The following is a 23432-nucleotide window of genomic DNA, read 5'->3' as shown; positions in this document are numbered from 1 at the left end:
TATCCTAAATTAACGCTTTTTTGCAGTTATTAAAACCTATCATTAGATAAGCCCATCCGGTTAGAATCGAGCTTTAGCATGATAAACAGCAGGATAGTAAAGCTCCATAATGAAGACCCGCCATAACTGATGAATGGCAGCGGAATGCCAATAACAGGCATGTAACCGATAGCCATGGCTATGTTTATGATAACGTGGCAGAAGATGATAGAGGCTACCCCATATCCATAAATCCGCGCGAAAGGCGCACGTTGCCGCTCGGCAATAACAATTAGGCGCAATAGCAGGAACAGGTATAAACCAAGTACCACAACAGAACCGGCAAAGCCCCACTCTTCGCCTACGGTGCAAAATATAAAGTCGGTGCTTTGCGCAGGGACAAAAGAGTATTTTGTTTGGGTGCCCTGCAAATAGCCCTTACCCCAGACACGGCCCGAGCCTATGGCAATTTTTGATTGATTTTGATTATACCCAACCCCGCGCAAGTCTTTACTTAAGCCCAAAACCTCATCAATACGTACGCGCTGGTGTGGTTTTAAACCATGCAGGTACAAAGGTTTCGCGGCAAAAACAAAGCCGATAGCTACTACTAAGCCTATAATTATACCGGTAGCAAACTTGCGGTTACGGCCAAACATAAACAGCAGTAAAGCAACTGCAATTACCAAAACGATGATGATATACCAGGCGTTCACCAGCAATGCTGAAATTAACAGGGTAACCAAAAGGCCAATAATAATGAGGAAATAAACCGATAAACCTTCGCGGTAAAGCACCAATATTAACGAACAAAATACCAATGTCGACCCATCATCGGGCTGCATTTTAATAAGCAGCATGGGCAGGAAAATGATCCCGCCGGCTATCAGAAACGATTTTGGGTCGGTAACTTTTACGTTGGTGGCGCTTAGGTATCGCGCCAGCAAGAGGCAGGTAGAAAACTTGGCAAACTCGGATGGCTGCAGCCTAAAACCGCCGCCCATATCTATCCAGGCCTGGTTACCGCCAACATTATGCCCGGCAACAAGTACCACTATAAGCAAAAGTACCGTTACAATATAAAACACGGGCGCCAAGGCGGACAAAAACCTGCTTTCTAACAACAAGATCACGGACCCTATTACCAACGCCGAAATGATATAAACAAGTTGTTTACCGTATTCGGTATCCATATTAAAGATGGTTGTATTACTCTCATCATACATCGCAGCATGAATATTGAACCAACCAATTGTACACAGCGCAAGGTACAGCAACACCGTTAACCAGTCTACATTAAAAAAGAAGCTGCGCTGGTTATTCATTGTCCCTCCTGTTTGGCAGCATGGCAGTTAACCTGGTCTGGTCAGTTTTTTTTGCCGGTTTGTTTTGTGCCGATTTAATTCTTTTTGCGGAATCTGCCGCTGCTTTTTTTAGTGAGTCGGCAGTAGCTTTTTTAAGGCTATCAGCTTTTATCTTTGCTTTATCGGCAGGTTTCAAAATTATTTCGGGCAGCAGGTTCCTCCCAATATAATACTCCGGGAAAATACCCGACGGGCGTTTAGAGATGCTCTTTTTTAAATATTGCTCAACAATAAAACTGGCAATGGGCGCTGCCCAGGTAGCGCCCTGTCCCGCGCTTTCAACAACCACAGCTATAGCTATTTTCGGATTGTCGCGCGGGGCAAACGCTACAAACACCGAATTAGATTCGCGGTTCTTAACCTCGGCTGTACCTGTCTTTCCGCACATTACAATGCCCGGTATTTTTGAACTGCTGGCCGTACCAAAGTCAACCACATTTTGCATTCCGTCTATAACAGGTTCAAAATATTGTGCATCAACACCTACATAATTCCGTAGCGTATATTCTTTCCTGATCACTTGTTTATCGCCAACAGACTTAATTAAATGCGGTTTGTAATAGTAACCGTGGTTAGCAATAGTAGCCTCGATATTAGCTAACTGCAGTGGCGTTGCAGATAATTCACCCTGGCCTATACCCAACGAAATTATAGTACTTGAACGCCAGCCGCCTTTACCGTAAACTTTATCGTAATAAGCTGCTTTAGGCAAATTGCCACGGTTTTCATTTGGCATATCCAGGTCTAATTTTGCCCCCAGGCCAAACTTGGCCACATTATCACGCCAGTAATTAAATGATGTATCCGTTTTTTTTGCCCCGTTACGATTGATCAGCTTCTCAAAAACCATATCAAAATAACCATTACATGAATGGGCAACCGCGCTGGCCAGGTTAACATCGCCATGTACCTCGTGATGGAAACATGGAACGCGGCGGTTACCGGCCTGGTAATACCCCCTGCAATGGTAAACGGTTTGCGGGGTTATAACACCTTCCTGCATTGCTATAAGCGCGCTAAGCGGTTTGAATGACGAGCCGGGCGGATAGTATGCCTGAACGGGCCGGGTAAAAAATGGCTTGTACGGGTCTTTATATAATTTAGCGGCATTGTTGCCACGCTGGCGCCCCACAAGCAGGTTAGGATCATAGGTTGGGCTGCTTACATAACAAAGTATCTCGCCGGTTGATGGCTCGATGGCTACAATACTGCCCACCTTGTTGGTCATTAGTTTTTCGCCAAGTTTCTGGATGGCCATATCCAGTGACGAGATGAGGCGTTCGCCGGCTACTGCCGATGTGTCGAAAGCGCCGTTGGCATATTTGCCTTTACGTACATTGCGCGAATCTACCATAATGTTCTCGACACCACGCTGGCCGCGCAAAACGGTTTCATATGATTTTTCGACCCCGGTTATTCCCACATAATCACCCGGACTATAGTACCCGTTAGATCTTTTGATGATGGCATCTGTAGCTTCCCCTATATAACCTAAAAATTGCGCCGCGGCGGTATCCGGATAGGTACGTAACGATCGTTGCTGGGTATCAAAACCGGGAAACTCTGACAAGCGTTCCTGGAAGGCGGCATATTGCTCTACTGTTACCTGCTTCTCAAAAACAGAAGTGCGGTATGGCGAATACTTCCGTGCCTTTACCATGCGCTTATCATAACCTTCACGGTCTATGCCAAGCAGTTTACAAAACTCAACGGTATCAAATGATTTTACTTGTTTGGGCACAACGGTAATGTCGTAAACGGGTTCGTTCTCCACCATTATTTTGCCGGTGCGGTCAAGTATTGGCCCGCGGGCAGGGTATTTTACAAATTTACGTACAACGTTTTGGCTGGCGTAAAGCGAGTAGCGGTCGTCCACCACCTGGATATAAAACAAGCGGGCAAGCAACACCAATATCAACGTGATAAAGATGCCCGCTATAACGTACCTCCGCTCAAAAAAACTATTCATTTATTTACGCTCTTTCTTTCTGAAAAACAATAAGCCCGAAACCAGCATCAAAAATACAGTAAATATCGAACTCAATAAAAACCGGCTTAGTGTGTAGCCTATCTCATCAAACCTAAAAACCTCGAGGTTGAACAGGAAAAAGTGGTGAAAAAGTGTAAGGACAAGCGCGTAAGTAAAAAACCACCTGAAACCCATTATGCTTAGCGTAGGCTCGGGTTCATTATCAAAACCATCCTTTTGCACCGTTATGCTGATGAACAGCACACGCACCAATGCCAGCAAGGTACATGATGCAGCGTGCAGGCCCGGCGTATCATAAAAAGCATCTATGGTTATACCCAGTACAAATGCGAGCACAAAAACCACCACGTTTGGGGTTTCGAACGGCAGCAAAAGTATAAACAGTATGTACAGGTACGGCGTTGAGAGGTTGTAAAGCGAAATATTTTTCAGCAGGAAAACCTGTAGCGCTACAAGCACTACAAAACGGATAAGATTAATTATTAAGATCCTACTCATCGGCCTTTTTCTCCTGTGCTTCTAAAGTGGTTTGCTCCAGGGCAAACTTGTTGATCACTACATCCACGTATTCCAGTTTGCTAAAATCAACCGCGAAGGCTACTTCCATATTCAGGAAAAAACCGCCACCCTTGGCGTTAAGCTTGCTTACTTTACCAATCGGGATCCCCGCCGGGAACAGCGACAATTCTGACGTTACCACTAACTCCCCAACCTTTGGCTGGGCGTTGTTAGATACATCAACCAATAAACCTTTATGCGGGTCCATAGCTTCGCCCCATTGCAAATAGCCAATAGCCTTGTTGGTAGCCAGCATAGCGCTAAAGCGCGAATCTTTATGCAGCAGCGATTGTACGATAGACAAATGCTCGCCCACAAAAACAACCTTGCCTACCACACCATCTGCAGACGTTACACCCATACCTTTGGCAATACCATCTTTACTGCCGCGGCTAATTGTTAAATAGTTGCTACGCTTATTTACCGAATTGCTGATAACCTGCGCCGGGATGTATATATATTGCTGCTTGTAAACAGAATCGGTTACCTGGTGCTTTGATACGGTATCTACATATTTAGATGAGCGCAACTCGTTACGCAACGCGGCATTTTCTTTAGCAAGCTTATCGTTAACTTCTTTCAGGCTCAGGTAACCTTTAAACTCATCTGCCCTAGCATATAAATTACCGGTAACCTGATTGGTGCTATTAATGAAAGTTGCCTTTTGAAAAGAGTTGTATTTGATATAGATGATAAGCGAACTTATCTCGAAAATAAGGAATAGAAAGAATGCGTTGTACTTGGCAATAAATATCAGGAGGTTACGCATGCCTGGAAGATTTGCTATTAGAATCAAGAGTCAAGAGTCAAGAGCCAAGACCTTATCTTGATTCTTGACTCTTATTTCTTGCTTCTACACTATTGCATTAAAAACTTAAAGTTACCTATATTTTTAAGGGCTGTGCCTGTACCGCGTACTACGGCGCGAAGCGGGTCTTCGGCTACGTGTACAGGTAGTTTGGTTTTGGCAGCCACACGTTTATCTAAACCGCGTAATAATGCGCCACCACCTGTAAGGTAAATACCGGTCTGGTAAATATCGGCAGAAAGCTCGGGCGGGGTAATCTCCAATGCCTTTAAGATCGCTTCCTCAATTTTAGAGATCGATTTATCAAGACAATGCGCAATTTCGGTGTATGATACGGTGATCTGTTTTGGAACACCTGTCATCAAATCACGGCCCTGTACCGCAAAATCTGCAGGAGGTTCGCTAAGCTCAGGCAAAGCTGCACCTACTTCAATTTTAATTTTCTCGGCAGTACGGTCACCTATCATAATGTTATGCTGGCGGCGGATGTACTGAACGATGTCCGAATCGAAGTTATCTCCCGCTACGCGGATAGACTGGTCACAAACGATACCCGATAAAGCGATAACCGCTATTTCGGTAGTACCACCACCAATATCGATGATCATGTTACCCATGGGCTCTTCCACGTCGATACCGATACCTACGGCAGCAGCCATTGGTTCGTATATCAGGTAAACTTCTTTAGCGCCTGCAATTTCGGCGCTATCGCGTACCGCGCGCTTTTCAACCTCGGTAATGCCCGATGGGATACAGATCACCATACGTAACGATGGGAAAAACCATCCTTTACCCTGATTAATCATTTTTATCATGCCGCGTATCATTAGCTCGGCAGCGTTAAAGTCGGCAATTACACCATCTTTAAGCGGACGAACAGTACGGATGTTATCGTGGGTTTTGCCCTCCATTTGCATAGCCTGGCGGCCAATGGCAATTACTTTGTTTGTTGTACGGTCAAAGGCCACAATTGATGGCTCATCAACTACAACTTTATCATTATGTATGATAAGGGTATTTGCAGTACCCAGATCGATAGCTATCTCTTGCGTGAAAAAATTAAATAAACCCATTTGGCGTTATTTCTATTTAGCTGGAATGTGAAATTAAAAACTGTTTTTGGTGCCCAGGTAACACGGGCCTTGTATTCGTGTAAATTAGTAATTAATAACTCTAATTTTTTATAATTCGTATTTGTTGTGGTTGATTTGTGGGGAGTTTATTAAGTGAGTAGTTATTATGTTGTCAAATAAGCAACCACTCACCCCTCTCTAATCACCACTCACAATCAATGTTTAAAATGGCGAACTCCTGTGGTAACCATGGCAATACCTTTTTGGTTACACATATTTACAGAGTCCTGGTCTTTTATAGAACCACCCGGCTGTAAAACCGCGGTAATACCGGCATCGGCAGCGATCTCCACACAATCGGGGAACGGGAAAAAAGCATCAGATGCCATTACTGCGCCTTTTAGGTCAAATCCAAAGCCTTCTGCCTTGATAATAGCCTGTTTCAAAGAATCTACCCTTGAAGTTTGGCCAACACCGCTTGCCATTAACTGGTTGTTTTTGGTGAACACGATGGTATTTGATTTTGTATGCTTAACTACCTTGTTGGCAAAGTATAGGTCGTGCATTTCGTGATCGGTTGCTTTTTTATCCGTTACCGAATTCATTTGCGACGGGCCTTCTACTGTATTATCCTTATCCTGCTCGATAACACCGTTCAACAAAGTTTTAAATTGTTTAAGCGGCAGCTCAACCGGCTGGCGAACCAATACGATACGGTTCTTTTTAGCTGATAGTATCTGCACCGCCTCGTCGGTATAAGCCGGGGCAATTAAAACTTCGTAAAATATCTTGTCGATCTCTGCCGCGGTAGCGGCATCTATCTCATCATTAGCGATGATAACCCCACCAAAGGCCGAAACCGGGTCGCAAGCCAAAGCATCTATCCAGGCTTGTTTAATGTGCTGCCGCGATGCGATACCGCAGGCGTTAGTGTGCTTTAAAATGGCGATGGTAGGCTCGGTAAATTCATCAATTAAAGAAACGGCGGCGTCAACATCAACCAGGTTGTTGTATGAAAGTTCTTTACCGTTCAGTTTGTTGAACATGGCATCAAGGTTACCATAGAATGTACCTTTTTGATGCGGGTTTTCGCCGTAACGTAAAACCTGGCTTCTTTGGATACTTTGTTTAAAAACAGGCATCGGCTCGCTTTGGTCAAAGTATTGGAAAATATGGGTATCGTAGTTTGATGAGATATTAAATGCTTTTTGAGCGAAACGGCGGCGCTGGTCAATCGTGGTAGCACCTTCCTGTGTTTTCAATATCTCTTCTAACTCGCTGTAATCGTCTTTAGACGCAAGGATAACCACGTCCTTAAAGTTTTTTGCCGCCGCGCGGATAAGCGAGATGCCACCAATGTCTATCTTCTCGATAATATCTTCCTGGCCTGCGCCGGAATTTACGGTTTCTTCGAACGGATAAAGATCAACAATTACCAGGTCAATTTCGGGAATTCCGTACTGTGCCAGCTGCTGTTCATCACTGTCAAAACTTCTGCGGGCAAGGATACCGCCAAACACCTTTGGGTGCAGGGTTTTTACACGGCCGCCCAGGATAGACGGGTACGATGTAAGGTCCTCAACAGCAACTACATCAACACCCAGGTCGCGGATAAAGGTTTCGGTACCACCGGTAGAATAGATCTTCACACCAAGGCGGTTCAACTCGTGTATTATAGGCTCGAGGTTGTCTTTGTAATAAACAGAAATCAGCGCGTTTTTTATTTGAACAGAATGACTCATTACAACAGGGAATTTTTGAGCCGCAAAGGTAAGTAATTAAGTTAATTAGTGGTTAGATAAATAGTTAATTAGTGATTAGTTAATTGGCGGTTAGAGAAAGAGATCGGCAGCAGTATTTTTTAAGCTTGTGTCTCGCAAATTTGGTTGGTTTAATAAAATTTGTTCAATTTAAATAATTGAGCTAAATTAGAGGTATGACAACGGTGATTATTCAATCAAACTCAGACAAAAAAACCACGTTGCTTATGCAGCTTGCCGAAGAACTTGGCCTTCATGCCGAAACCTCTGAAATTAAAGAATTAAGTGAGGCTGACATGGTTACCGGCATTGGCAGAAATGCAACAGATGCGGAACTGGAAATATATCTAAACAAAGGGTTAAATGAAGAACCTATTGATTTAGACACAGTTTTGTCAAACTACATCAATCGCAAGTAGTGCGCGTGAAAGTTAAACTACTTCCTAAAGCGGCTCGTGTGCTGTATGCTATAGCTGACTTTGTTGAATCTAAAAACACACCTGGTAGTGGAGCCCGATTTGCCGTTAAATTTAAAGCTTCAATTGATAGGCTCGCGATACCTAATGTCCAATACACCATTTGCTCGCACCCAAAATTAGCGGCCCTAAGTTACTCTTGCACTAACTTTAACGACTGGGTGATTGCTTTTAAAATAGTCAATGGAGAATTGATTGTTTATGAAATCATTCATGGTTCGTTATTAGCGTAAAAACAGCCTCATTTTTGTAGCGTATTTACAACCCTTTGCGTAACACGATAAAAACCAATTTTATGAAACCTGCTGTTAAAATTTTATTGCTTGCTATGCTGGTGTTTATTAGTGTGAGTGCCTGTAAAAAAAGTGTCTCCAACCCTACAAATTCTATAGTTGGTGAATGGAAGCTGGTGCGAACTAAAGCAGGCATAGGCCCGCCTGCTACAATTTGGACACCTGCAGCCGGCAATACCAGTGCTGTATTTAAAGTAGGCGGCGCCATTGGAGGCACCCTGTTTAAAGATTACAAAACCTATACTTTAACTGACAGCATCACCCTTACAGTTAGCGGCGCGGGCCAACAAAACTTTATATACCGCGTAAAAGGCGATTCGCTAAACCTTGGCAACAGAGCTTGTATTGAGGGCTGCGCCATGCAGTTTGTAAAGGTTAAATAAAACAGTTCGCCATCCCTGCGGTTACAATAGCGTTAACTAATTACCGCTATGGATCAGGATGTAAACGGTGTTGTAGAAATAGGTTTAAATAAGCTAAAAATAACAGCGTTGCTAATTGGTGCGTTATTGTTTGTTGCCGCAGGCATCTGGCTTGTGAAAAACCCCGGCATCTTCCACAAAAGCCTTTTATTAATAACTATTGTTGGATACACAGCCATTGTATTTTTTGGCGTATGCGCCTTATTTATAGCCAATAAAATGTTTGATGCCGGCCCCGGTTTTGTTATAGATAATAACGGCATTGTAGATAATTCGAGCCCCTTTTCAGTTGGTTTTATACCCTGGGTAGACATTGTGAGCTTATCTGTTATAGAAATTGGCAGTCAAAAATTTATGGTGGTTAAGGTAGAAGACGCAGAAGGCTACATCAAAAGGCAAAACAATGTATTGGGCAGGCGCGCAGCTAGGATGAACTACCGGATGTACGGCTCGCCGATAAATATCAGCACAAGCACTTTGCGGATCTCTTTTGAAGACCTATACGAACAGGTAAATGAGAGGTGGAAGACAGTTTCGGAAGAGATTGAAGGTCAGTTATAATAACAAGCAACTTATAATAACCATAAGTTAGCTAATCACTTACGAACGCATCTTCTTCAACAAATTTTCAATAACCTTGGGGAAATGTTGGTGCTCTAACTGCTGGCCTTTAAATTTCACCATCTCCAGGTTATCGCCGGGTTCTATCCTAAAGCGCGATTGGTGAATTATCTCGCCTTCATCAAACTGGGTGTTCACAAAGTGGATGGTAATTCCCGATTCCTCTTCGCCTGCTTCCAATACAGCCTTATGCACGTTATCGCCATACATACCCTTGCCGCCAAATTTAGGCAGCAATGCGGGGTGCAGGTTAATGATTTTATTGGGGAAGGCGCTTAGCAAACTTGGCGGTACCAGCCATAAAAAGCCGGCCAGCACAATGATATCTACCTGAAGATTTTTTAGCAGGCTTATCACATCATCGGTATCGTAAAACTCGTGGCGGTTAAATATATGCGATGGGATCTCGAAGTTATCGGCACGTTGCAAAACGTAGGCCTGTGCGTTGTTGGTGAGTATCAGTACAACTTCGGCATCGGCGTTACGCTTAAAATGCTCCATTATCTTTTGGGCATTAGACCCGGACCCTGATGCAAAAATGGCAATTCTCTTTTTCAAAATGGATGGTAGCTTTTGTTACGCAAAATATAAAATTTATTCAAATTATTGTGCAACATTAGGCTTAATACGTATAAATCCATATCGCCGAATGGTTCGCGTATCGGTTGCGGTGTAATAAGTTTGCAGGTTGCCGGTTTCCAGCACCATCGAAAATTCGCCAAGGTTAACAATGCGCGAATTGATGAAGGGCTGCGTTGTGCCCGCTGTAGTAGCGGTCGGATAAGTAAGATCTGCAAACAAAAACAACCTAGTATCAGATAACGACCATTTACCATTTACCGTAGACCCAAGGCAATCAAAGTAGCTGTAGCTACAGGTCATATCATTGTTAAACTTAAATATCTGGGCCGAATCGCATTGCAAAGTATCTTTGGAAGTTTCCTGGTTGCCCAGGTATTTATACTCGATAACGGTACCCAATTGCCATTTACCGGTTGTAAATAAACTTTTTAGGCTGTCGGTCTTTTCCTTTTTGCATGAGTTAAACATAAAGCCCAAAACCATCAAAACGGCCAGTAAAAAGTATAATTGTTTGTTCTTCATTTACGCTACAAAGATAGTTTACTTAAGCAATTTCAAAAGCTGCTTTATTATAACTCATTATATGTGTAAATATTTCGGGGCGATATAATTATACAGCTTGCACAAGCCTGCTATATTTGCCTTATGCGCATACCCTACCAACAACTAAAAGCCGAATTTAAACGGGTGCTTACCAGCCTCGATATTGATAATAACATTGCCGATGCCATATCAACCGTTTTTACCGATAACAGCCGCGACGGCGTGTACAGCCACGGCCTTAACCGTTTCCCCACTTTCATTGAATATATTAAAGAGGGTTTGGTGTTCCCCGGTGCTGTGCCAACTAAAGTAAACGCTTTTGGCGCTATGGAACAATGGGACGGCAACCTTGGTCCCGGTATGCTTAACGCGCAGTTTTGTATGGATAGGGCCATATCCCTGGCAACGGATAACGGCATTGGTTGTGTAGCCATCAAAAATACCAACCACTGGATGCGTGGCGGCACCTACGGCAACCAAGCTACGGAGGCAGGTTACATTGGCCTTTGTTTTACTAACACCATTGCCAACTTGCCCCCTTGGGGCGGCACCGAGCCACGCCTGGGCAATAACCCGCTCATCATTGCCATCCCTCGCGATGGCGGAAATGTGGTGCTGGATATGGCGATCTCGCAATATGCATTCGGCAAACTTTGGCAGTATGAGGCGCAGGGCAAACCTCTACCCGTCCCCGGTGGATATGATATGGAAGGTAATTTAACTACTGATGCTGCCGCGATAGTGGAAAGTAAACGCGCCCTGCCTATCGGTTTTTGGAAAGGCTCGGGCTTGTCGCTGGTGTTAGATTTGCTGGCCACTTTGCTTAGCGGGGGCGACTCTACTTCGGTTATCACACAATCGGGCAGGAAAGAAACAGGGGTATCGCAAGTATTTATCGCCATTAAAACAGATAACGAACGGAACGCATCGCTGATAGACCAGATCATCAGCTACACCAAAACCGGCGGTGGCGAAAGCAATGACGAGATCCTGTTCCCCGGCGAAAACATGCTGCGCACAAGGGAGCAAAGTTTAAAGGAAGGAGTTTGGGTGGATGATGGGGCTTGGGAGAAATTAAAACAATTGTAAATAAATTCCCGTATTGGGAACTTATTTATTATCTTTATTTAAATTATTGTTTTGAGAGTAATCGCTAAAAAGATCTTACGTGACTTTTGGGCAAAACATGCCGACTGCGAACAGCAATTAAAGGCGTGGTTTCAAGAAGCATGTAATAGCGAATGGAGCAGCCCTAATGATATAAAAAAAGAATACCCAAGTGCAAGTATATTGGCTGACAACAGGGTTGTTTTTAATGTTAAAGGGAATAATTACAGGCTAATTGTAAAAATTAATTATGGCTATCAAATGGCATGGATCAGGTTTATAGGAACGCATGCCGAGTATGATAAAATTGACGCCACAACTATTTAAAACGATGACAATAAAACCGATTAAAGACGAGAAAGATTACCAACATGCTTTAGAAAGACTGGAGCTTATTTTTGATGCAGCACATGGTTCTGAAAACGGTGACGAATTGGAGATCTTGGGGATACTGATAGAGAATTACGAAAACGAATATTTTCCAATATCTTTCCCCGACCCTGTAGAAGCCATCAAATTCCGGATGGAACAAATGGGTTATAACCAAAATGACCTGGCTAAAGTTATTGGCTTAAAAAGCCGTGCAAGTGAAATTTTAAATAAGAAAAGAAAGCTATCGTTAGAAATGATACGCCTTTTGCACGATAATTTAAAAATACCTACAGAGGTGTTGATACAGGCTTACTAACCCTTAATCTATCAACCCCTCAAACTTTTCCCAAAAACCATCTTTAGGCAGGGAAGCTACAATCAGGATCGGCTCGTTTTTTACGGGGTGGATGAATTGCAGGCGGCGGGCATGCAGGCAAATACTTTTACGCAGGCTGCCACGGGGGTAACCATATTTATTGTCGCCAACTATTGGGCAACCCAAGGTTGATAGCTGAACCCTGATCTGGTGCGGCCTGCCGGTTATGGGGTCTACCTCTATTACAAAGTAGCCGTCCAGTTCGCCAACCAGTTTGTAGTTTAATTCGGACCGCTGGCTGCCGGCCACTTCTTTATCGTGGGCTTTGGTAACATTTTTTTGTGGGTTTTTAATGAGGTAATGCACCAGGTTACCAGCCTCTGGCTGCGGGCGTTTACGCACGATGGCATAATAGGTTTTATGCATTTCGCGGCCCTTAAACATCTTATTGATGCGCTCTAAAGCCTTGCTGGTTTTAGCGAACAGGATAACCCCGCTAACGGGCCTGTCCAGCCGGTGTACTACGCCCAGAAAAGCGCCGTTCGGCTTGTTGTATTTTTGGGCGATGTACCGCTTCACCTTCTCATCTAACGAATCATCGCCGGTATCATCTACCTGCACAATATCGCCCGCGCGCTTGTTCACCGCAATAAGGTGGTTGTCCTCATACAGCACATCCTCATCGGTAACATCTTTACTTATATAATTAAATTCCGGTCGAGCCATATTTTAAGTCGGAAGTCCGTAGTCCGGAAGTCCGAAAGTGTTTATTTTATAACTCCCTCTCCTTCGGAGAGGGCTGGGGAGAGGCTTCATCTGCATATCCGCACATTAATACTCCTCCTTCTCGTTAGGGAAGCTTTTTGCCTTTACATCGCCAACATAATGGCTTATGGCATCGTTCATCACATCAAACAGGCTGGCGTACTGGCGTAAAAAGCGGGGTTTAAACCCTTTGTTTATTCCCAGCATATCGTGGATCACCAATACCTGCCCGTCGCAATGCTGGCCTGCGCCTATGCCTATGGTTGGTATAGTAAGGCTCGCGCTTACTTCTTTGGCAAGCTTGGCGGGGATCTTTTCTAACACTATCCCAAAACATCCAAGTTCCTGCAATTTCAAGGCGTCTTCTTTTAACTTTTGAGCTTCTGCTTCTTCTTTTGCACGAACGGTATAAGTGCCAAATTTATAGATCGACTGCGGGGTTAAACCCAAGTGGCCCATTACAGGGATACCCGCGGTTAAAATCCTGCTGATAGATTCTGCAATTTCTACACCACCCTCCAACTTCACCGCATGTGCCCCCGCTTCTTTCATGATACGGATGGCTGATGCTAAAGCTTCTTTAGAGTTACCCTGGTAGGACCCGAATGGCAGATCTACAACCACCAAAGCGCGTTTAGCCGCACGCACTACCGACGACGCATGATAGATCATCTGATCCAGCGTGATAGGCAGCGTGGTTTCATGCCCGGCCATAACGTTACTGGCCGAATCGCCCACCAGGATAATATCCATACCGGCATTATCTACAATGGCAGCCATCGAAAAATCGTAGGCCGTAAGCATGACTATCTTCTCGCCACGGTTCTTCATTTCCTGCAGTATATGCGTCGTAATGCGTTTAACTTCTTTGTTTACCGACATGGCATCTTTTTGGTTTTGTAATGCAAAGGTATTCTTATTTCGGATTTTAGATTTACGATTTCGGATTTGCTTTTTTAATGCGTTATATTTTGACGGGTTAAAAGCAGAAGTCCGTTAAGTATTGACAATTCTAAGTTTAATCAAAAAAAGCTTCAGGTAATTGTAAATCTTATCATTATCTAAAAAGTCAGACAAAGGCTTTTTATCCAGTCGTTTGTAAATTAGGTTACTTGCAAAATACCAAAGATAAAGCGAGCAAATAGCTACTATGCCTACGAAAATCAAAAAACTTGCAATGGTTGCATAAATTCCGACTGTTGTTGGTATATATTTATTATTGTACAACCAGGTAAACAACAATGCCGGTAATACACATACAATTGTAAATACAAATCCTGTCATTAGTAAACATGGAAATGAGATCAATACTGTTAAGATAATCTTTTTTGCCAGTAAGTTTACCGACTCTATAAATAACATTGGGATACATATCACTAATGAAAGTGTTATAAATCCGAGATAGCATACAAAGCCTAAAAATAAAAGGAAGGTTGGCGGCATAAAATTGAATTCCGTTTGTGATTATTATTAAGGCTTACCCAAATCTACAACTTTAGATGTTTGATACCTATTAATTGGCTTTTAAACAAAAGGCTGTATATTCTTCAGATTTGCGTCAGGATTTACATGCATCCAAAAAATCTAAAATCGTACATCTAAAATCGTAAATATTTTTCTATTTTTGCGCCGTGAATAACGAGGTATCTTACTTCAACCATCCGGTTTGTTTTCACGGAGCTTCGTGCCAGAAAATCCGAATCAATAACCCTTTCAATTTTTTTGCTAAATGAATCATTTCACCAAATTACCTGCAGTTTTATTATTGGCCGACGGAACAGCCTTTTATGGCAAGGCCGCCGGGAAAATTGGTACTACCACAGGCGAAATTTGCTTTAATACCGGCATGACCGGCTACCAGGAAATTTTTACCGACCCATCTTACTTTGGGCAAATTATGGTGGCTACCAATGCGCACATTGGCAACTACGGTATTGCTACCGAAGAGGTTGAATCCGCCAATATCCAGATAGCCGGGTTGGTTTGTAAAAACTACAACATCGCCTACAGCCGCAAACAAGCAAACGAAAGCATCCAGGATTATTTTCAGGAGCAAAACATCGTCGGCATCTCTGATGTAGATACCCGCCAGATAGTTCGCCACATCCGTGATAAAGGCGCCATGAACGCCATTATCTCTTCAGAAATTTTAGACCTCGACGAACTGAAAGCCAAACTGGCAGAAGCACCCGATATGGATGGCCTTGAGCTATCATCACAGGTATCTACCAAAGAAACTTACACCTTTGGCGACGAGAACGCTGCCTACCGTGTAGCGGTGCTTGACCTTGGTGTTAAGAAGAACATCCTACGCAATTTTGACGACCGTGACGTTTACGCCAAAGTTTACCCGGCAAAAACCACATTCGAAGAAATGGAGAAAGATTTTTCTCCTTCGGGGTACTTTATCTCTAACGGCCCCGGCGATCCGTCGGCAATGCCATACGCAATAGATACTGTTAAAAAGATATTGGCTACAGATAAACCGTTGTTCGGTATTTGCCTTGGTCACCAGCTTTTGGCTTTGGCTAACGATATCCCAACTCAAAAAATGTTTAATGGCCACCGCGGTTTAAACCACCCGGTTAAAAACGTGATCATCAATCATTGTGAAGTAACCTCGCAAAACCATGGCTTTGGTGTGGTGCAAGATGCCGTAAGAGCGTCAGACAAAGTAGAAATTACGCACGTAAACCTAAACGACCAGTCGATTGAAGGCATCCGTGTAAAAAACAAGAACGCGTTCTCGGTACAATATCACCCCGAGTCGTCACCCGGCCCGCACGATAGCCGTTACCTGTTCGATGATTTCATCGGCATGATGAAGAAATAGTATTTTGATGTGCAGATGTGCAAATGATTAAGCCTTTCGAGTTTAACTTGAAAGGCTTTTTGTTTAACCTATGCGCCATTATGGGCGTAGCGTGGCAATCTTTGATAGCAAGATCTGCGATTAGTTCTATCAAATCATCACCACGTCACTATCACTCCTTATAATGATGCTTGAAGATATTTTTCTATTTTCGCATCAATGAAATTAACAGGCACTACTCGCATTATATTTTTCCTTGTGATACTGGCGCTGAACGTAATTGCCGACCAGGAAACGAAAGCCATGATGCGTGCCCATATCGGCATTTACGACCAATACCGCTTTTTTAACGATCATGTTACCCTGCTACGGGTAGAAAATACCGGCGCGTTCTTAAGCCTTGGCGATAAACTGGTGCAGCCATTCAGGTTTATACTGCTTACCCTATTACCCGTTATAGCACTTGTTGGCGCATTAATATATAGCCTTACCAAAAAGGGGTTAAGCAACCTTATGGTTACCGGCATCATTTTTTGCATCGGTGGCGGCGTGGGCAACCTTTACGACAGGATCACAAAAGGATCGGTTACCGATTTTATACACATCCAATTCGGCGCATTGCAAACAGGCATTTTTAACGCGGCTGATGTTTCTATCATGATAGGGATCGGGCTGATCTTATTGGATGCCTTTTTGAAAAGAAAAGAGCAGAAAAAAGCGGAAGGGCTGGTTGAAGCAGGAGAACATACAGCGGAATAATACGTACCGCTTGTTTGAACAGGAGAGAGAACTTCGGCTTGCTACAAGTCGGTTACATTCAGTAGCTTTAGTTTACATTTCCCGCCATCCTTAACTAACAACGCGCTTTCCAGCCATTTAAAAGATTTTGTTTTATCCCCGCGGGTAATATCGGCGGTATTGTAATAAACGGCCCATGCTACATTGCCATTTTGCTCTATCTTAGTATATTCCTGCTTATTAATCCGTTTAACGCCTGTCCCTTTCATAGGCGCCAGGGCCTTCATCAGCGAATCGGTATTCCAGATTTTTTTATGCTCTACCAAGGTAAAATCGTTAGTTACCGCGGCGCCAATAGCAGCATCATCCAATGATGATAAGCCGTTATAAAAACTTACTATGGCAGCTTTTATCTTCGGCTCATTGGCAGCGCTTTGGCTAAAGCCTTCTACACTTATAAAGGCAAACAGGATAAGGCAGTATAGTTTTTTCATAAACAAGTATAATAAATTTAACTGTTTTATAATGAGGCTATTTACGAATAAACAAGCAATCAAATAAGCGAATTACCAGTTCTCCACAAATGCAATAGTTGCTGCGAAAAGCACCCACTCAACATTTAACCACTCTCTACTTATCAACCACATCGTCACTATTTCATCACATTACAGCTGTTAACACAACTTGTGTATAAAAAGCGTATCTTTGCGATAATTACCCGTCGATTTACGGTTTTGATTTATTAGACACTCTTCAGATCCGCTTAATGCTTCGCGTTAGCACATATACATTACAATCATTACATGTCATTTGAAAATTTAAATTTAATTGAGCCCATATTAAGGGCCTTAAAAACAGAGGGTTATACAACCCCAACGCCTATACAAGAACAAGCTATACCTTATATATTACAACACCGCGATCTGTTGGGCTGTGCCCAAACCGGTACCGGTAAAACGGCTGCATTTGCTATCCCTATTTTACAATTGTTATTCCTGGATAAGCAAAAACATAAAGAGCAAAAACAAATTAAGGCGCTTATACTTACGCCAACTCGCGAACTAGCTATCCAGATCAGCGAAAGCTTTACTGCGTATGGTAAAAATACCGGCCTTAAAAATCTGGTTATTTTTGGTGGTGTATCGCAAAACCCACAGGTTGATGCCTTGCGCCGTGGTGTAGATATCCTGATAGCTACCCCGGGCCGCTTATTAGACCTGATGAACCAGCGCCACGTACACATCGATCAGATAAAAATGCTGATCCTTGACGAGGCCGACCGGATGTTGGACATGGGTTTTGTTAACGACGTTAAAAAAATAATAGCCAAGGTACCTGCCAACAGGCAAACGCTTTTCTTTAGCGCTACCATGCCTAACGAGATCCAGCACCTGGCAGACAGCATTTTGCAGAAACCTGCACGTGTAGAGGTTGCCCCGGTATCATCAACTGCCGATACCATTCAGCAATCGTTATACTACGTAAGCAAAAATGATAAGCGCTTATTGCTTAACCACATTTTACAGGATAAAGGTATCAAGACAGCACTTGTGTTTACCCGTACCAAGCATGGTGCAGATAAGGTGGTTAAAGACCTGCTTCGGGCCGGCATCACTGCCGAGGCTATCCACGGGAATAAATCACAAAACGCGCGCCAGCGTGCGTTGACTAACTTTAAGAACCGTACCACCCGCGTGCTTATAGCTACCGATATTGCCGCCCGCGGTATCGATATTGACGAGCTTACCCACGTTATTAATTACGAGATCCCGAACATCCCTGAAACGTATGTACACCGTATTGGCCGTACCGGCCGTGCAGGTGCAAGCGGCATAGCCCTTACGTTTTGCGATGGCGAGGAAGAGATAGATTACCTTAAAGACATCCATAAACTGATTGCCAAAGATATCCCCGTAGAGCTTGGCCATCCCTACCCGTTAAGCTACGAAGCCATGACGGAGAAGATGATGAGCAAAGCTAAAAACGGCACACCAAAAAGCCCGGCTTCGGCAGGTGGCAGGCATGGTGGCGGCAACAAAAGGGCCGGTGCAGGCGGCAGGCCGGCAGGCCATCGCGGTAGCGGTGGTGCAACCAACAGCCGTGGCGGTGCCAGCGGTATGAGCGGTGCCAGCAGGTCATCATCGGGCCGGAGATAATCCGGGCCGAAGGTTAGAGATTGGAGGATAGAGATTAGGATTTACTTAATCTCTATCCTCTTTTTATTACTTTTTTTTCGGTAAGCAACCTTCTGTTTTTTGCGTTCAACTGTCGTTTTTAGGTGGTTTAAAGTCGAAAAATGATGAAATTTTTACTTGTTTTTTAGGGCCTTTTTCCATGCGATCATCTATCATAAAATTTTTATGTTAGGATGTTAATAACCATATTTGCAACCTCAAAAGAAATTAAATAGCTTTAAAGTGAAAATCGAACCGACACAAATGAGACGCCTTTTAAACCTTATCAAGAACAAATTCTTCCTGGTTACGGTGGCTTTTGTAGTGTGGATGACCTTTTTTGACAAGAACGATCTGTTCTCTCAGTACGATTATCACCAGCAACTCAACAAGTTAAAGCAAGAAGAGGCTTTTTACCAGGCTGAAACTGACAAGGTTAACAAAGACCTATCCGAACTTACCTCCGATAAAGTCAAGCTCGAGAAATTCGCCCGCGAAAAGTATCTCATGAAAAAAGATAACGAAGACGTATTTGTTATTGTACACGAGAAGAAAAAATAGATGTGCAAATGCGTGGATATGCAGATGTGTAGATAAATAACACCATCGCGCTTATCTCTCGTTCGTCATGCTGAACGATTTGAAGCATCTAATCGCCGACTTGACAATCGGCAATGCAACGTTTGTTGATAGATGCTTCGCTATCACTCAGTATGAAAAAGTAAAATTTCCGCTCGCGCAAGTTAAGCATAGCGTAACTTGTTTGAAAACATGTGCAAGCTTTAGCTTACGCCAGTATTTGTTTTATCCAAATATCTGCAAATTTCGCACATCTGCACATCTTCTCATCTAATTATTCCCTTTCGGGTCTATCTTAGGTATGGCAAACATTGCCTCTTTAATGTATTTAACCGGTGCGCTGCCATAACTCAGGAACTTCTCGTTAAACTCTTTCAACTTGTATTTGTCGGCTTTCTTCTTTTTCCACTCTTCGTGCAGGGCGTTTATTTCCTTGTAACCAGTGTAGTAACTTGTTAGCTGTATATTGCTCACGCTAACACGTTTCCATTTGCCTTCGGCCTCAGCTTGTTGCTGAAAGGCCTCTTTGGTTAGCATTTTAATAGCATCCTCTTTGGTCATATTGCTGCTGTGCACGCTGTAGTCTAATATGGTGTTACAAACCGATCTCAGGTGCCATTTATACCACATCAGGCGCATTTCCGGCGCGTTATCGCCAAAGCCGGCATCCATCATTTCCTGCTCGCTAAATACCGCCCAACCTTCTACCATAGCACCATTGCCAAAGATAGCTTTGATCATACTTGGCGCTTTGTTGGCGTATACCAGTTGGGTATAGTGGCCGGGGATTGCTTCGTGGATACAAAGGATCTGCAATATATAATCATTGTATTCGCGCAGATAACTCTCCGCTTTTTCTGCCGGCCAGCCCGAAAGGCTACCCACATTATAATACGTATTACCGTTCTTATCATACGGGCCCGGCGCGCTGATCGATGCACCTGCAACTCCTGCCATATATGCAGGTTCTTTGCGTACAACCAACGGCTTCGTAGGGTCGAGCGTTACAATATCTTTACTCCTGATAAATGCTGTTAGCTTAGGTATCTCTTTCTCAATTGCCGACTGGAACTCACCCGGGGCAACGTGCTTAGCCGATAGCGTATCTATCACCCTGGCAATAAATTCTAAAGAATCTTTCGGGATTGGCTGCTTGCCAAAATATTTGGGCCAAAGCGCACGGCTTAGCTTGGCCATCTCTTTGTGCAAGAATTTCTTACGCTCTACTGCCGAGTTATAAGTTTGCTGAGCAGTCCCCTCGGCTTGGATCTCGTATTTAAACTTGGCCTCGTAGAATTGCTTACCAAGCCTAAAGCTGCGTGGCTTATCATTTTTCAATGCCTTTAACCATGCCGCGTATTCTTTAATAGCCGCCGCAGATATTTTAGCCCTGCCAAGCATTAATGTCTGCTCGGCAGCGGGGATATTGGTCTTTTTAAGGGAGTCGGCAAAATCATTTTCAATAACACCAACACCACCCAAGTGCTGGTCTATTGCAAGTTGGGTAAGTTCAACAACTGGATTTTTTATTTGCTTCTCTGCCTCTTTATAATACGCAGGGATGTTTTCCATCTTTTGATAAAAGCTACGCAGGCGCTTGGTAAGCGGTGCATAATTCTCATTCAATATTGTAGCGAAAGATCCTATAACATTATATGATGAAGGGTCCCACTCGTATGCTTTAAGCTGCTCGTTGTAAAACTGGATCTTCTCCATTTCGTTTTGCATCAGGCGGCTATCCATCTTGTTAAAATCACTAAGCGTATTAGGCTGGTAGCGGCTCAAGGAGTCTATCTGAACTTTGGCAAACTTTACGGCAAGGTCGCGGTTTTTGGCCGATGGTACCAGCAAAAGGCTATCGTATTTATGATAACCAACGCTTGTTGCCCAGTCGGGGTTGTTCTTCCATAGTTCCTCTAAAAAGTGGTCTTCGTATCTTAAAAAGGCGGCGTCATCTTTCAGTCCCAACTCCTGGGACATGTTGCCATCCTTTTTACAACCGGTAAATGCAGCCACATAAAGGGCCATTAATAGTAGTTTTTTGATCACTATGGTACAATTTAACTTTGGTGCATAAACTTAAAACTTTTGAACCATATAAATCAAACCTGTATCTAATTTGTTAAACAACAAACTTATTTATTATGGATCATCAGCACGAAATACTTATAAACGAATTAATAAAAATGATAGAGGGCGGTGGCGCGCATGTTACGTTGAAAGATGCACTGGCGGGCCTGCCTAAAGAATTGCGCGGCGTAAAACCCCATAACCTGCCCTACAGTATCTGGCAACTTGCAGAGCACATCCGCATTGCGCAGTGGGATATGCTGGAGTTTAGTAAAGACGGCAGCCACCAATCGCCAAAATGGCCTGATGATTATTGGCCTAAAGAAGCCGAACCTAAAGATGATGCCGAGTGGGATAAAACGGTGGACCAGATCAACGCTGACAGGGCCGAATTTATAAACTTGTTAAATAGCGACGATATCTACAAAAATATCCCGCATGGCGATGGGCAAAGCATCTTGCGCGAAGCCCTGCAGGTAGCCGACCATAACGCGTACCATACCTCAGAAATTATATTGTTGAGAAGGTTGCTGGGTGCCTGGAAGTAGTTAAAGGATGTGCAGATTTCAGATGTGCAAATATGCAGATGAACTCATTTGCACATCTGGATATCCGTACATTTACACATCTATTTCAATCCCTTTATAAAATTTACTATCCCGGTAACAAGTTCGGGTTTCAGGGGAAGGTCAGGTTTGCTGTACGTGGCCGCATTTTGTTCCTTATCTGCCGGGGCCTCTTTTAAAACATGGTTCATATTTGGGATCATCAATAACACCGCGTCCGATTTTGCTTTTTTCAAAAGGTCGGCATCAGTGGCCGGTACCTGGATATCTGTAGTCCCCTGTACGATCAGGACCGGTATTTTTACTTTTTTAATCTCTCGGGCTGGCGAGTACCTGAACCATGATAATAGGTAAGGCTGGATATCCGGCCTGGCTATTGGGTAAAGTTTCGGGTCGATGTTATCCGTAAACTTTCCTTTTTTCAAGCTATCCAGCATTGTTTTAAAGTTATCCTGGATAAATTTAGGGTAAGCTTTCATCTGCTCGGTCACCACAATATCTGCCGAGCGGCCTGCACCGGCAACTGAGATGTAACCTTTAACCGGCTGATCGCGAATAGCCAGCATCCCTACTAACGAACCTTCGCTATGGCCCAAAACGATCACTTTAGAAAAGCGCTGATCTTCGCTCAGTAAATTCACCAGGCCTACGGCATCATCCACATAGTCTTCAAAGCGCAGTTGCTTTTCTTTAGTAGTAGTTACACTTTGCCCCACCAGGCGTTTATCATAACGCAGGCTGGCTATGCCATTTTTACCAAGCTCGTTTGCCAGCATTTTATAGGTATTGCCATTAAGGCCAAGTTTAGGGCTGTTACCGTCTCGGTCTGTAGGGCCCGATCCCGCAATGATAATTACCACCGGTATTTTACCTTGTGCATTTGCCGGCGTAGTTAAAGTGCCCGAAATAGAACCCGAAAAGGTTTTAAGTAGCACAGGAGACTCCTTTAGAGAGGCGTCCATCGCTATTGATTTAGCTTCCTCCACATAAGGGCTAAGCAACAAAGCGGTCAGTTTATTTTGGCTGTTAAGCGATAAATTAAGTAAAAACACGGCATTATCAAACGTTGCCTTGTAAACAGCTAATTGCGAACTGTAACTTAAAAAACTGTTTTGTTTGATGTTACCCAGTTGCGATTTTAGCTGTACAGTAGTTGGTTTAAACTTATCTAACGGTAAGCTTGCCTTCATTTCAGGGCTAAACATAGCAAAGATGCTATCGGGCTGGTTACTGTTATAAAATTGTTTAAATTTATTGGCAACTGCCGCGTAATTTGCAGGCTCTTGGGCCTTAAGCCGTGCTGCAAATAATAAAACAAACGCTATCAGGTATATTTTCTTCATATAGTGCTAATTGTCTGTGGCGAAATTAATAAATAGAAAGGATTTACTTTTATACTAATAACTTAAAGCAACATTTAATAGTATAAAGTCGTAAAAAGCAATAATAGATTATTTTCCATTG

Annotated in this window: 25 protein-coding genes; 12 read left to right on the top strand and 13 right to left on the bottom strand. The window is 43.4% G+C overall.

The genetic code is table 11. The features are described 5' to 3' along the window. Nucleotides 1–29 precede the first annotated feature (29 nt). The 6 genes from rodA to purH all read right to left on the bottom strand — a co-directional run bounded on the left by rodA (nt 30) and on the right by purH (nt 7514). Complete coding sequence (gene rodA, locus ACVW0P_RS18695; RefSeq protein ID WP_354428671.1) at nt 30–1304, bottom strand: rod shape-determining protein RodA; 1275 nt, start codon at nt 1302–1304, stop codon at nt 30–32. Continuing rightward, complete coding sequence (gene mrdA / locus ACVW0P_RS18690) at nt 1297–3312, bottom strand: penicillin-binding protein 2 (RefSeq protein WP_457133407.1); 2016 nt, start codon at nt 3310–3312, stop codon at nt 1297–1299. Before mrdA ends, rodA begins: the two co-directional genes overlap by 8 nt. Continuing rightward, nucleotides 3313–3831, bottom strand: coding sequence for a rod shape-determining protein MreD (gene mreD, locus ACVW0P_RS18685; protein ID WP_457133406.1), 519 nt, complete (start codon nt 3829–3831; stop codon nt 3313–3315). Next, nucleotides 3824–4660 carry a rod shape-determining protein MreC gene (gene mreC, locus ACVW0P_RS18680; protein ID WP_457133405.1) on the bottom strand — a complete coding sequence of 279 codons (837 nt, stop codon included), beginning with the start codon at nt 4658–4660 and terminating at the stop codon, nt 3824–3826. The genes mreD and mreC overlap by 8 nt, the downstream gene beginning before the upstream one ends. An 89-nt stretch (nt 4661–4749) precedes the next feature. Next, entirely contained in the window at nt 4750–5772 is a 1023-nt protein-coding gene (locus ACVW0P_RS18675; RefSeq protein WP_067054626.1) for a rod shape-determining protein, read from the bottom strand. A 215-nt stretch (nt 5773–5987) separates the two neighbouring features. Then, on the bottom strand, nt 5988–7514 hold the full coding sequence (purH, locus tag ACVW0P_RS18670; RefSeq protein WP_457133404.1) for a bifunctional phosphoribosylaminoimidazolecarboxamide formyltransferase/IMP cyclohydrolase: 1527 nt from the start codon (nt 7512–7514) through the stop codon (nt 5988–5990). Between the two features lie 194 nt (nt 7515–7708). Here purH and ACVW0P_RS18665 point away from each other — a divergent pair, with 194 nt between their 5' ends. From ACVW0P_RS18665 to ACVW0P_RS18650, 4 genes are all read left to right on the top strand, one after another. Next, complete coding sequence (locus ACVW0P_RS18665) at nt 7709–7951, top strand: hypothetical protein (protein WP_457133403.1); 243 nt, start codon at nt 7709–7711, stop codon at nt 7949–7951. A 5-nt stretch (nt 7952–7956) separates the two neighbouring features. Beyond that, nucleotides 7957–8241 (top strand): type II toxin-antitoxin system RelE/ParE family toxin, encoded by a 285-nt coding sequence (locus tag ACVW0P_RS18660; protein ID WP_354428660.1) that lies wholly within the window; start codon nt 7957–7959, stop codon nt 8239–8241. Nucleotides 8242–8303: 62 nt separating this feature from the next. After that, a complete protein-coding gene (locus ACVW0P_RS18655) occupies nt 8304–8684 on the top strand; it encodes a hypothetical protein (protein ID WP_457133402.1) in 381 nt (126 codons plus the stop codon). A 48-nt stretch (nt 8685–8732) separates the two neighbouring features. Then, complete coding sequence (locus tag ACVW0P_RS18650; RefSeq protein WP_457133401.1) at nt 8733–9284, top strand: STM3941 family protein; 552 nt, start codon at nt 8733–8735, stop codon at nt 9282–9284. A gap of 39 nt (nt 9285–9323) precedes the next feature. Here ACVW0P_RS18650 and purN read toward each other — a convergent pair whose 3' ends face one another. Next, the gene (gene purN / locus ACVW0P_RS18645) at nt 9324–9902 is read right to left on the bottom strand and encodes a phosphoribosylglycinamide formyltransferase (protein WP_457133400.1); all 579 of its coding nucleotides are present in this window, start codon (nt 9900–9902) and stop codon (nt 9324–9326) included. A gap of 45 nt (nt 9903–9947) precedes the next feature. Beyond that, a complete protein-coding gene (locus ACVW0P_RS18640) occupies nt 9948–10448 on the bottom strand; it encodes a hypothetical protein (RefSeq protein WP_457133399.1) in 501 nt (166 codons plus the stop codon). A gap of 123 nt (nt 10449–10571) precedes the next feature. Between ACVW0P_RS18640 and yiaK the strand changes: the two genes are divergently transcribed. From yiaK to ACVW0P_RS18625, 3 genes are read left to right on the top strand one after another with little or no spacing between them, the layout of a single operon-like run. After that, nucleotides 10572–11558, top strand: coding sequence for a 3-dehydro-L-gulonate 2-dehydrogenase (gene yiaK / locus ACVW0P_RS18635; protein WP_457133398.1), 987 nt, complete (start codon nt 10572–10574; stop codon nt 11556–11558). A gap of 51 nt (nt 11559–11609) precedes the next feature. After that, nucleotides 11610–11903, top strand: coding sequence for a type II toxin-antitoxin system HigB family toxin (locus tag ACVW0P_RS18630; protein ID WP_457133397.1), 294 nt, complete (start codon nt 11610–11612; stop codon nt 11901–11903). A gap of 4 nt (nt 11904–11907) precedes the next feature. After that, entirely contained in the window at nt 11908–12264 is a 357-nt protein-coding gene (locus tag ACVW0P_RS18625) for a helix-turn-helix domain-containing protein (RefSeq protein WP_457133396.1), read from the top strand. A 3-nt stretch (nt 12265–12267) separates the two neighbouring features. On the opposite strand, the gene ACVW0P_RS18620 is transcribed toward ACVW0P_RS18625, so the two are convergent. Beyond that, the gene (locus ACVW0P_RS18620) at nt 12268–12990 is read right to left on the bottom strand and encodes an RluA family pseudouridine synthase (RefSeq protein WP_354428650.1); all 723 of its coding nucleotides are present in this window, start codon (nt 12988–12990) and stop codon (nt 12268–12270) included. Nucleotides 12991–13095: 105 nt separating this feature from the next. Then, a complete protein-coding gene (gene panB / locus ACVW0P_RS18615) occupies nt 13096–13911 on the bottom strand; it encodes a 3-methyl-2-oxobutanoate hydroxymethyltransferase (protein ID WP_457133395.1) in 816 nt (271 codons plus the stop codon). 847 nt (nt 13912–14758) lie between these two features. On the opposite strand from panB, the gene carA reads away from it, so the two are divergent. Further along, entirely contained in the window at nt 14759–15862 is a 1104-nt protein-coding gene (carA, locus tag ACVW0P_RS18610) for a glutamine-hydrolyzing carbamoyl-phosphate synthase small subunit (protein WP_354428647.1), read from the top strand. Nucleotides 15863–16060: 198 nt separating this feature from the next. After that, nucleotides 16061–16600: a signal peptidase II gene (gene lspA / locus ACVW0P_RS18605; protein WP_457133394.1), complete on the top strand. Its 540-nt coding sequence runs from the start codon at nt 16061–16063 to the stop codon at nt 16598–16600. 41 nt (nt 16601–16641) lie between these two features. Here lspA and ACVW0P_RS18600 read toward each other — a convergent pair whose 3' ends face one another. Continuing rightward, nucleotides 16642–17073, bottom strand: coding sequence for a nuclear transport factor 2 family protein (locus tag ACVW0P_RS18600; RefSeq protein ID WP_457133393.1), 432 nt, complete (start codon nt 17071–17073; stop codon nt 16642–16644). 309 nt (nt 17074–17382) lie between these two features. Between ACVW0P_RS18600 and ACVW0P_RS18595 the strand changes: the two genes are divergently transcribed. Then, nucleotides 17383–18735 (top strand): DEAD/DEAH box helicase, encoded by a 1353-nt coding sequence (locus ACVW0P_RS18595; RefSeq protein ID WP_457133392.1) that lies wholly within the window; start codon nt 17383–17385, stop codon nt 18733–18735. Between the two features lie 282 nt (nt 18736–19017). Next, nucleotides 19018–19314: an FtsB family cell division protein gene (locus tag ACVW0P_RS18590; protein ID WP_354428639.1), complete on the top strand. Its 297-nt coding sequence runs from the start codon at nt 19018–19020 to the stop codon at nt 19312–19314. Between the two features lie 288 nt (nt 19315–19602). On the opposite strand, the gene ACVW0P_RS18585 is transcribed toward ACVW0P_RS18590, so the two are convergent. Further along, nucleotides 19603–21381: a DUF885 domain-containing protein gene (locus ACVW0P_RS18585; RefSeq protein WP_457133391.1), complete on the bottom strand. Its 1779-nt coding sequence runs from the start codon at nt 21379–21381 to the stop codon at nt 19603–19605. Between the two features lie 95 nt (nt 21382–21476). Between ACVW0P_RS18585 and ACVW0P_RS18580 the strand changes: the two genes are divergently transcribed. Then, entirely contained in the window at nt 21477–21950 is a 474-nt protein-coding gene (locus tag ACVW0P_RS18580) for a DinB family protein (RefSeq protein ID WP_457133390.1), read from the top strand. An 80-nt stretch (nt 21951–22030) separates the two neighbouring features. Here the strand turns inward: ACVW0P_RS18580 and ACVW0P_RS18575 are convergent, their stop codons facing one another. Further along, entirely contained in the window at nt 22031–23311 is a 1281-nt protein-coding gene (locus ACVW0P_RS18575; RefSeq protein WP_457133389.1) for an alpha/beta fold hydrolase, read from the bottom strand. Between the last annotated feature and the right edge of the window lie 121 nt (nt 23312–23432).

The sequence above is a fragment of the Mucilaginibacter sp. UYNi724 genome, from assembly GCF_054057495.1.
Note: the sequence above shows the minus strand (reverse complement) of the source record. Positions and strands in the feature narration are given on the sequence as shown.

Bases quoted from the DNA above. Each gene is read 5' to 3' on its own strand.
- ACVW0P_RS18655 (WP_457133402.1), top strand. From the start codon at position 8,304: ATGAAACCTGCTGTTAAAATTTTATTGCTTGCTATGCTGGTGTTTATT.
- ACVW0P_RS18650 (WP_457133401.1), top strand. From the start codon at position 8,733: ATGGATCAGGATGTAAACGGTGTTGTAGAAATAGGTTTAAATAAGCTA.
- mreD (WP_457133406.1), bottom strand. From the start codon at position 3,831: ATGAGTAGGATCTTAATAATTAATCTTATCCGTTTTGTAGTGCTTGTA.
- yiaK (WP_457133398.1), top strand. From the start codon at position 10,572: ATGCGCATACCCTACCAACAACTAAAAGCCGAATTTAAACGGGTGCTT.
- ACVW0P_RS18590 (WP_354428639.1), top strand. From the start codon at position 19,018: ATGAGACGCCTTTTAAACCTTATCAAGAACAAATTCTTCCTGGTTACG.
- ACVW0P_RS18640 (WP_457133399.1), bottom strand. From the start codon at position 10,448: ATGAAGAACAAACAATTATACTTTTTACTGGCCGTTTTGATGGTTTTG.
- ACVW0P_RS18595 (WP_457133392.1), top strand. From the start codon at position 17,383: ATGTCATTTGAAAATTTAAATTTAATTGAGCCCATATTAAGGGCCTTA.
- ACVW0P_RS18580 (WP_457133390.1), top strand. From the start codon at position 21,477: ATGGATCATCAGCACGAAATACTTATAAACGAATTAATAAAAATGATA.
- ACVW0P_RS18620 (WP_354428650.1), bottom strand. From the start codon at position 12,990: ATGGCTCGACCGGAATTTAATTATATAAGTAAAGATGTTACCGATGAG.
- mreC (WP_457133405.1), bottom strand. From the start codon at position 4,660: ATGCGTAACCTCCTGATATTTATTGCCAAGTACAACGCATTCTTTCTA.
- ACVW0P_RS18600 (WP_457133393.1), bottom strand. From the start codon at position 17,073: ATGAAAAAACTATACTGCCTTATCCTGTTTGCCTTTATAAGTGTAGAA.
- rodA (WP_354428671.1), bottom strand. From the start codon at position 1,304: ATGAATAACCAGCGCAGCTTCTTTTTTAATGTAGACTGGTTAACGGTG.
- carA (WP_354428647.1), top strand. From the start codon at position 14,759: ATGAATCATTTCACCAAATTACCTGCAGTTTTATTATTGGCCGACGGA.
- ACVW0P_RS18575 (WP_457133389.1), bottom strand. From the start codon at position 23,311: ATGAAGAAAATATACCTGATAGCGTTTGTTTTATTATTTGCAGCACGG.
- ACVW0P_RS18675 (WP_067054626.1), bottom strand. From the start codon at position 5,772: ATGGGTTTATTTAATTTTTTCACGCAAGAGATAGCTATCGATCTGGGT.
- mrdA (WP_457133407.1), bottom strand. From the start codon at position 3,312: ATGAATAGTTTTTTTGAGCGGAGGTACGTTATAGCGGGCATCTTTATC.
- ACVW0P_RS18665 (WP_457133403.1), top strand. From the start codon at position 7,709: ATGACAACGGTGATTATTCAATCAAACTCAGACAAAAAAACCACGTTG.
- lspA (WP_457133394.1), top strand. From the start codon at position 16,061: ATGAAATTAACAGGCACTACTCGCATTATATTTTTCCTTGTGATACTG.
- ACVW0P_RS18625 (WP_457133396.1), top strand. From the start codon at position 11,908: ATGACAATAAAACCGATTAAAGACGAGAAAGATTACCAACATGCTTTA.
- panB (WP_457133395.1), bottom strand. From the start codon at position 13,911: ATGTCGGTAAACAAAGAAGTTAAACGCATTACGACGCATATACTGCAG.
- purH (WP_457133404.1), bottom strand. From the start codon at position 7,514: ATGAGTCATTCTGTTCAAATAAAAAACGCGCTGATTTCTGTTTATTAC.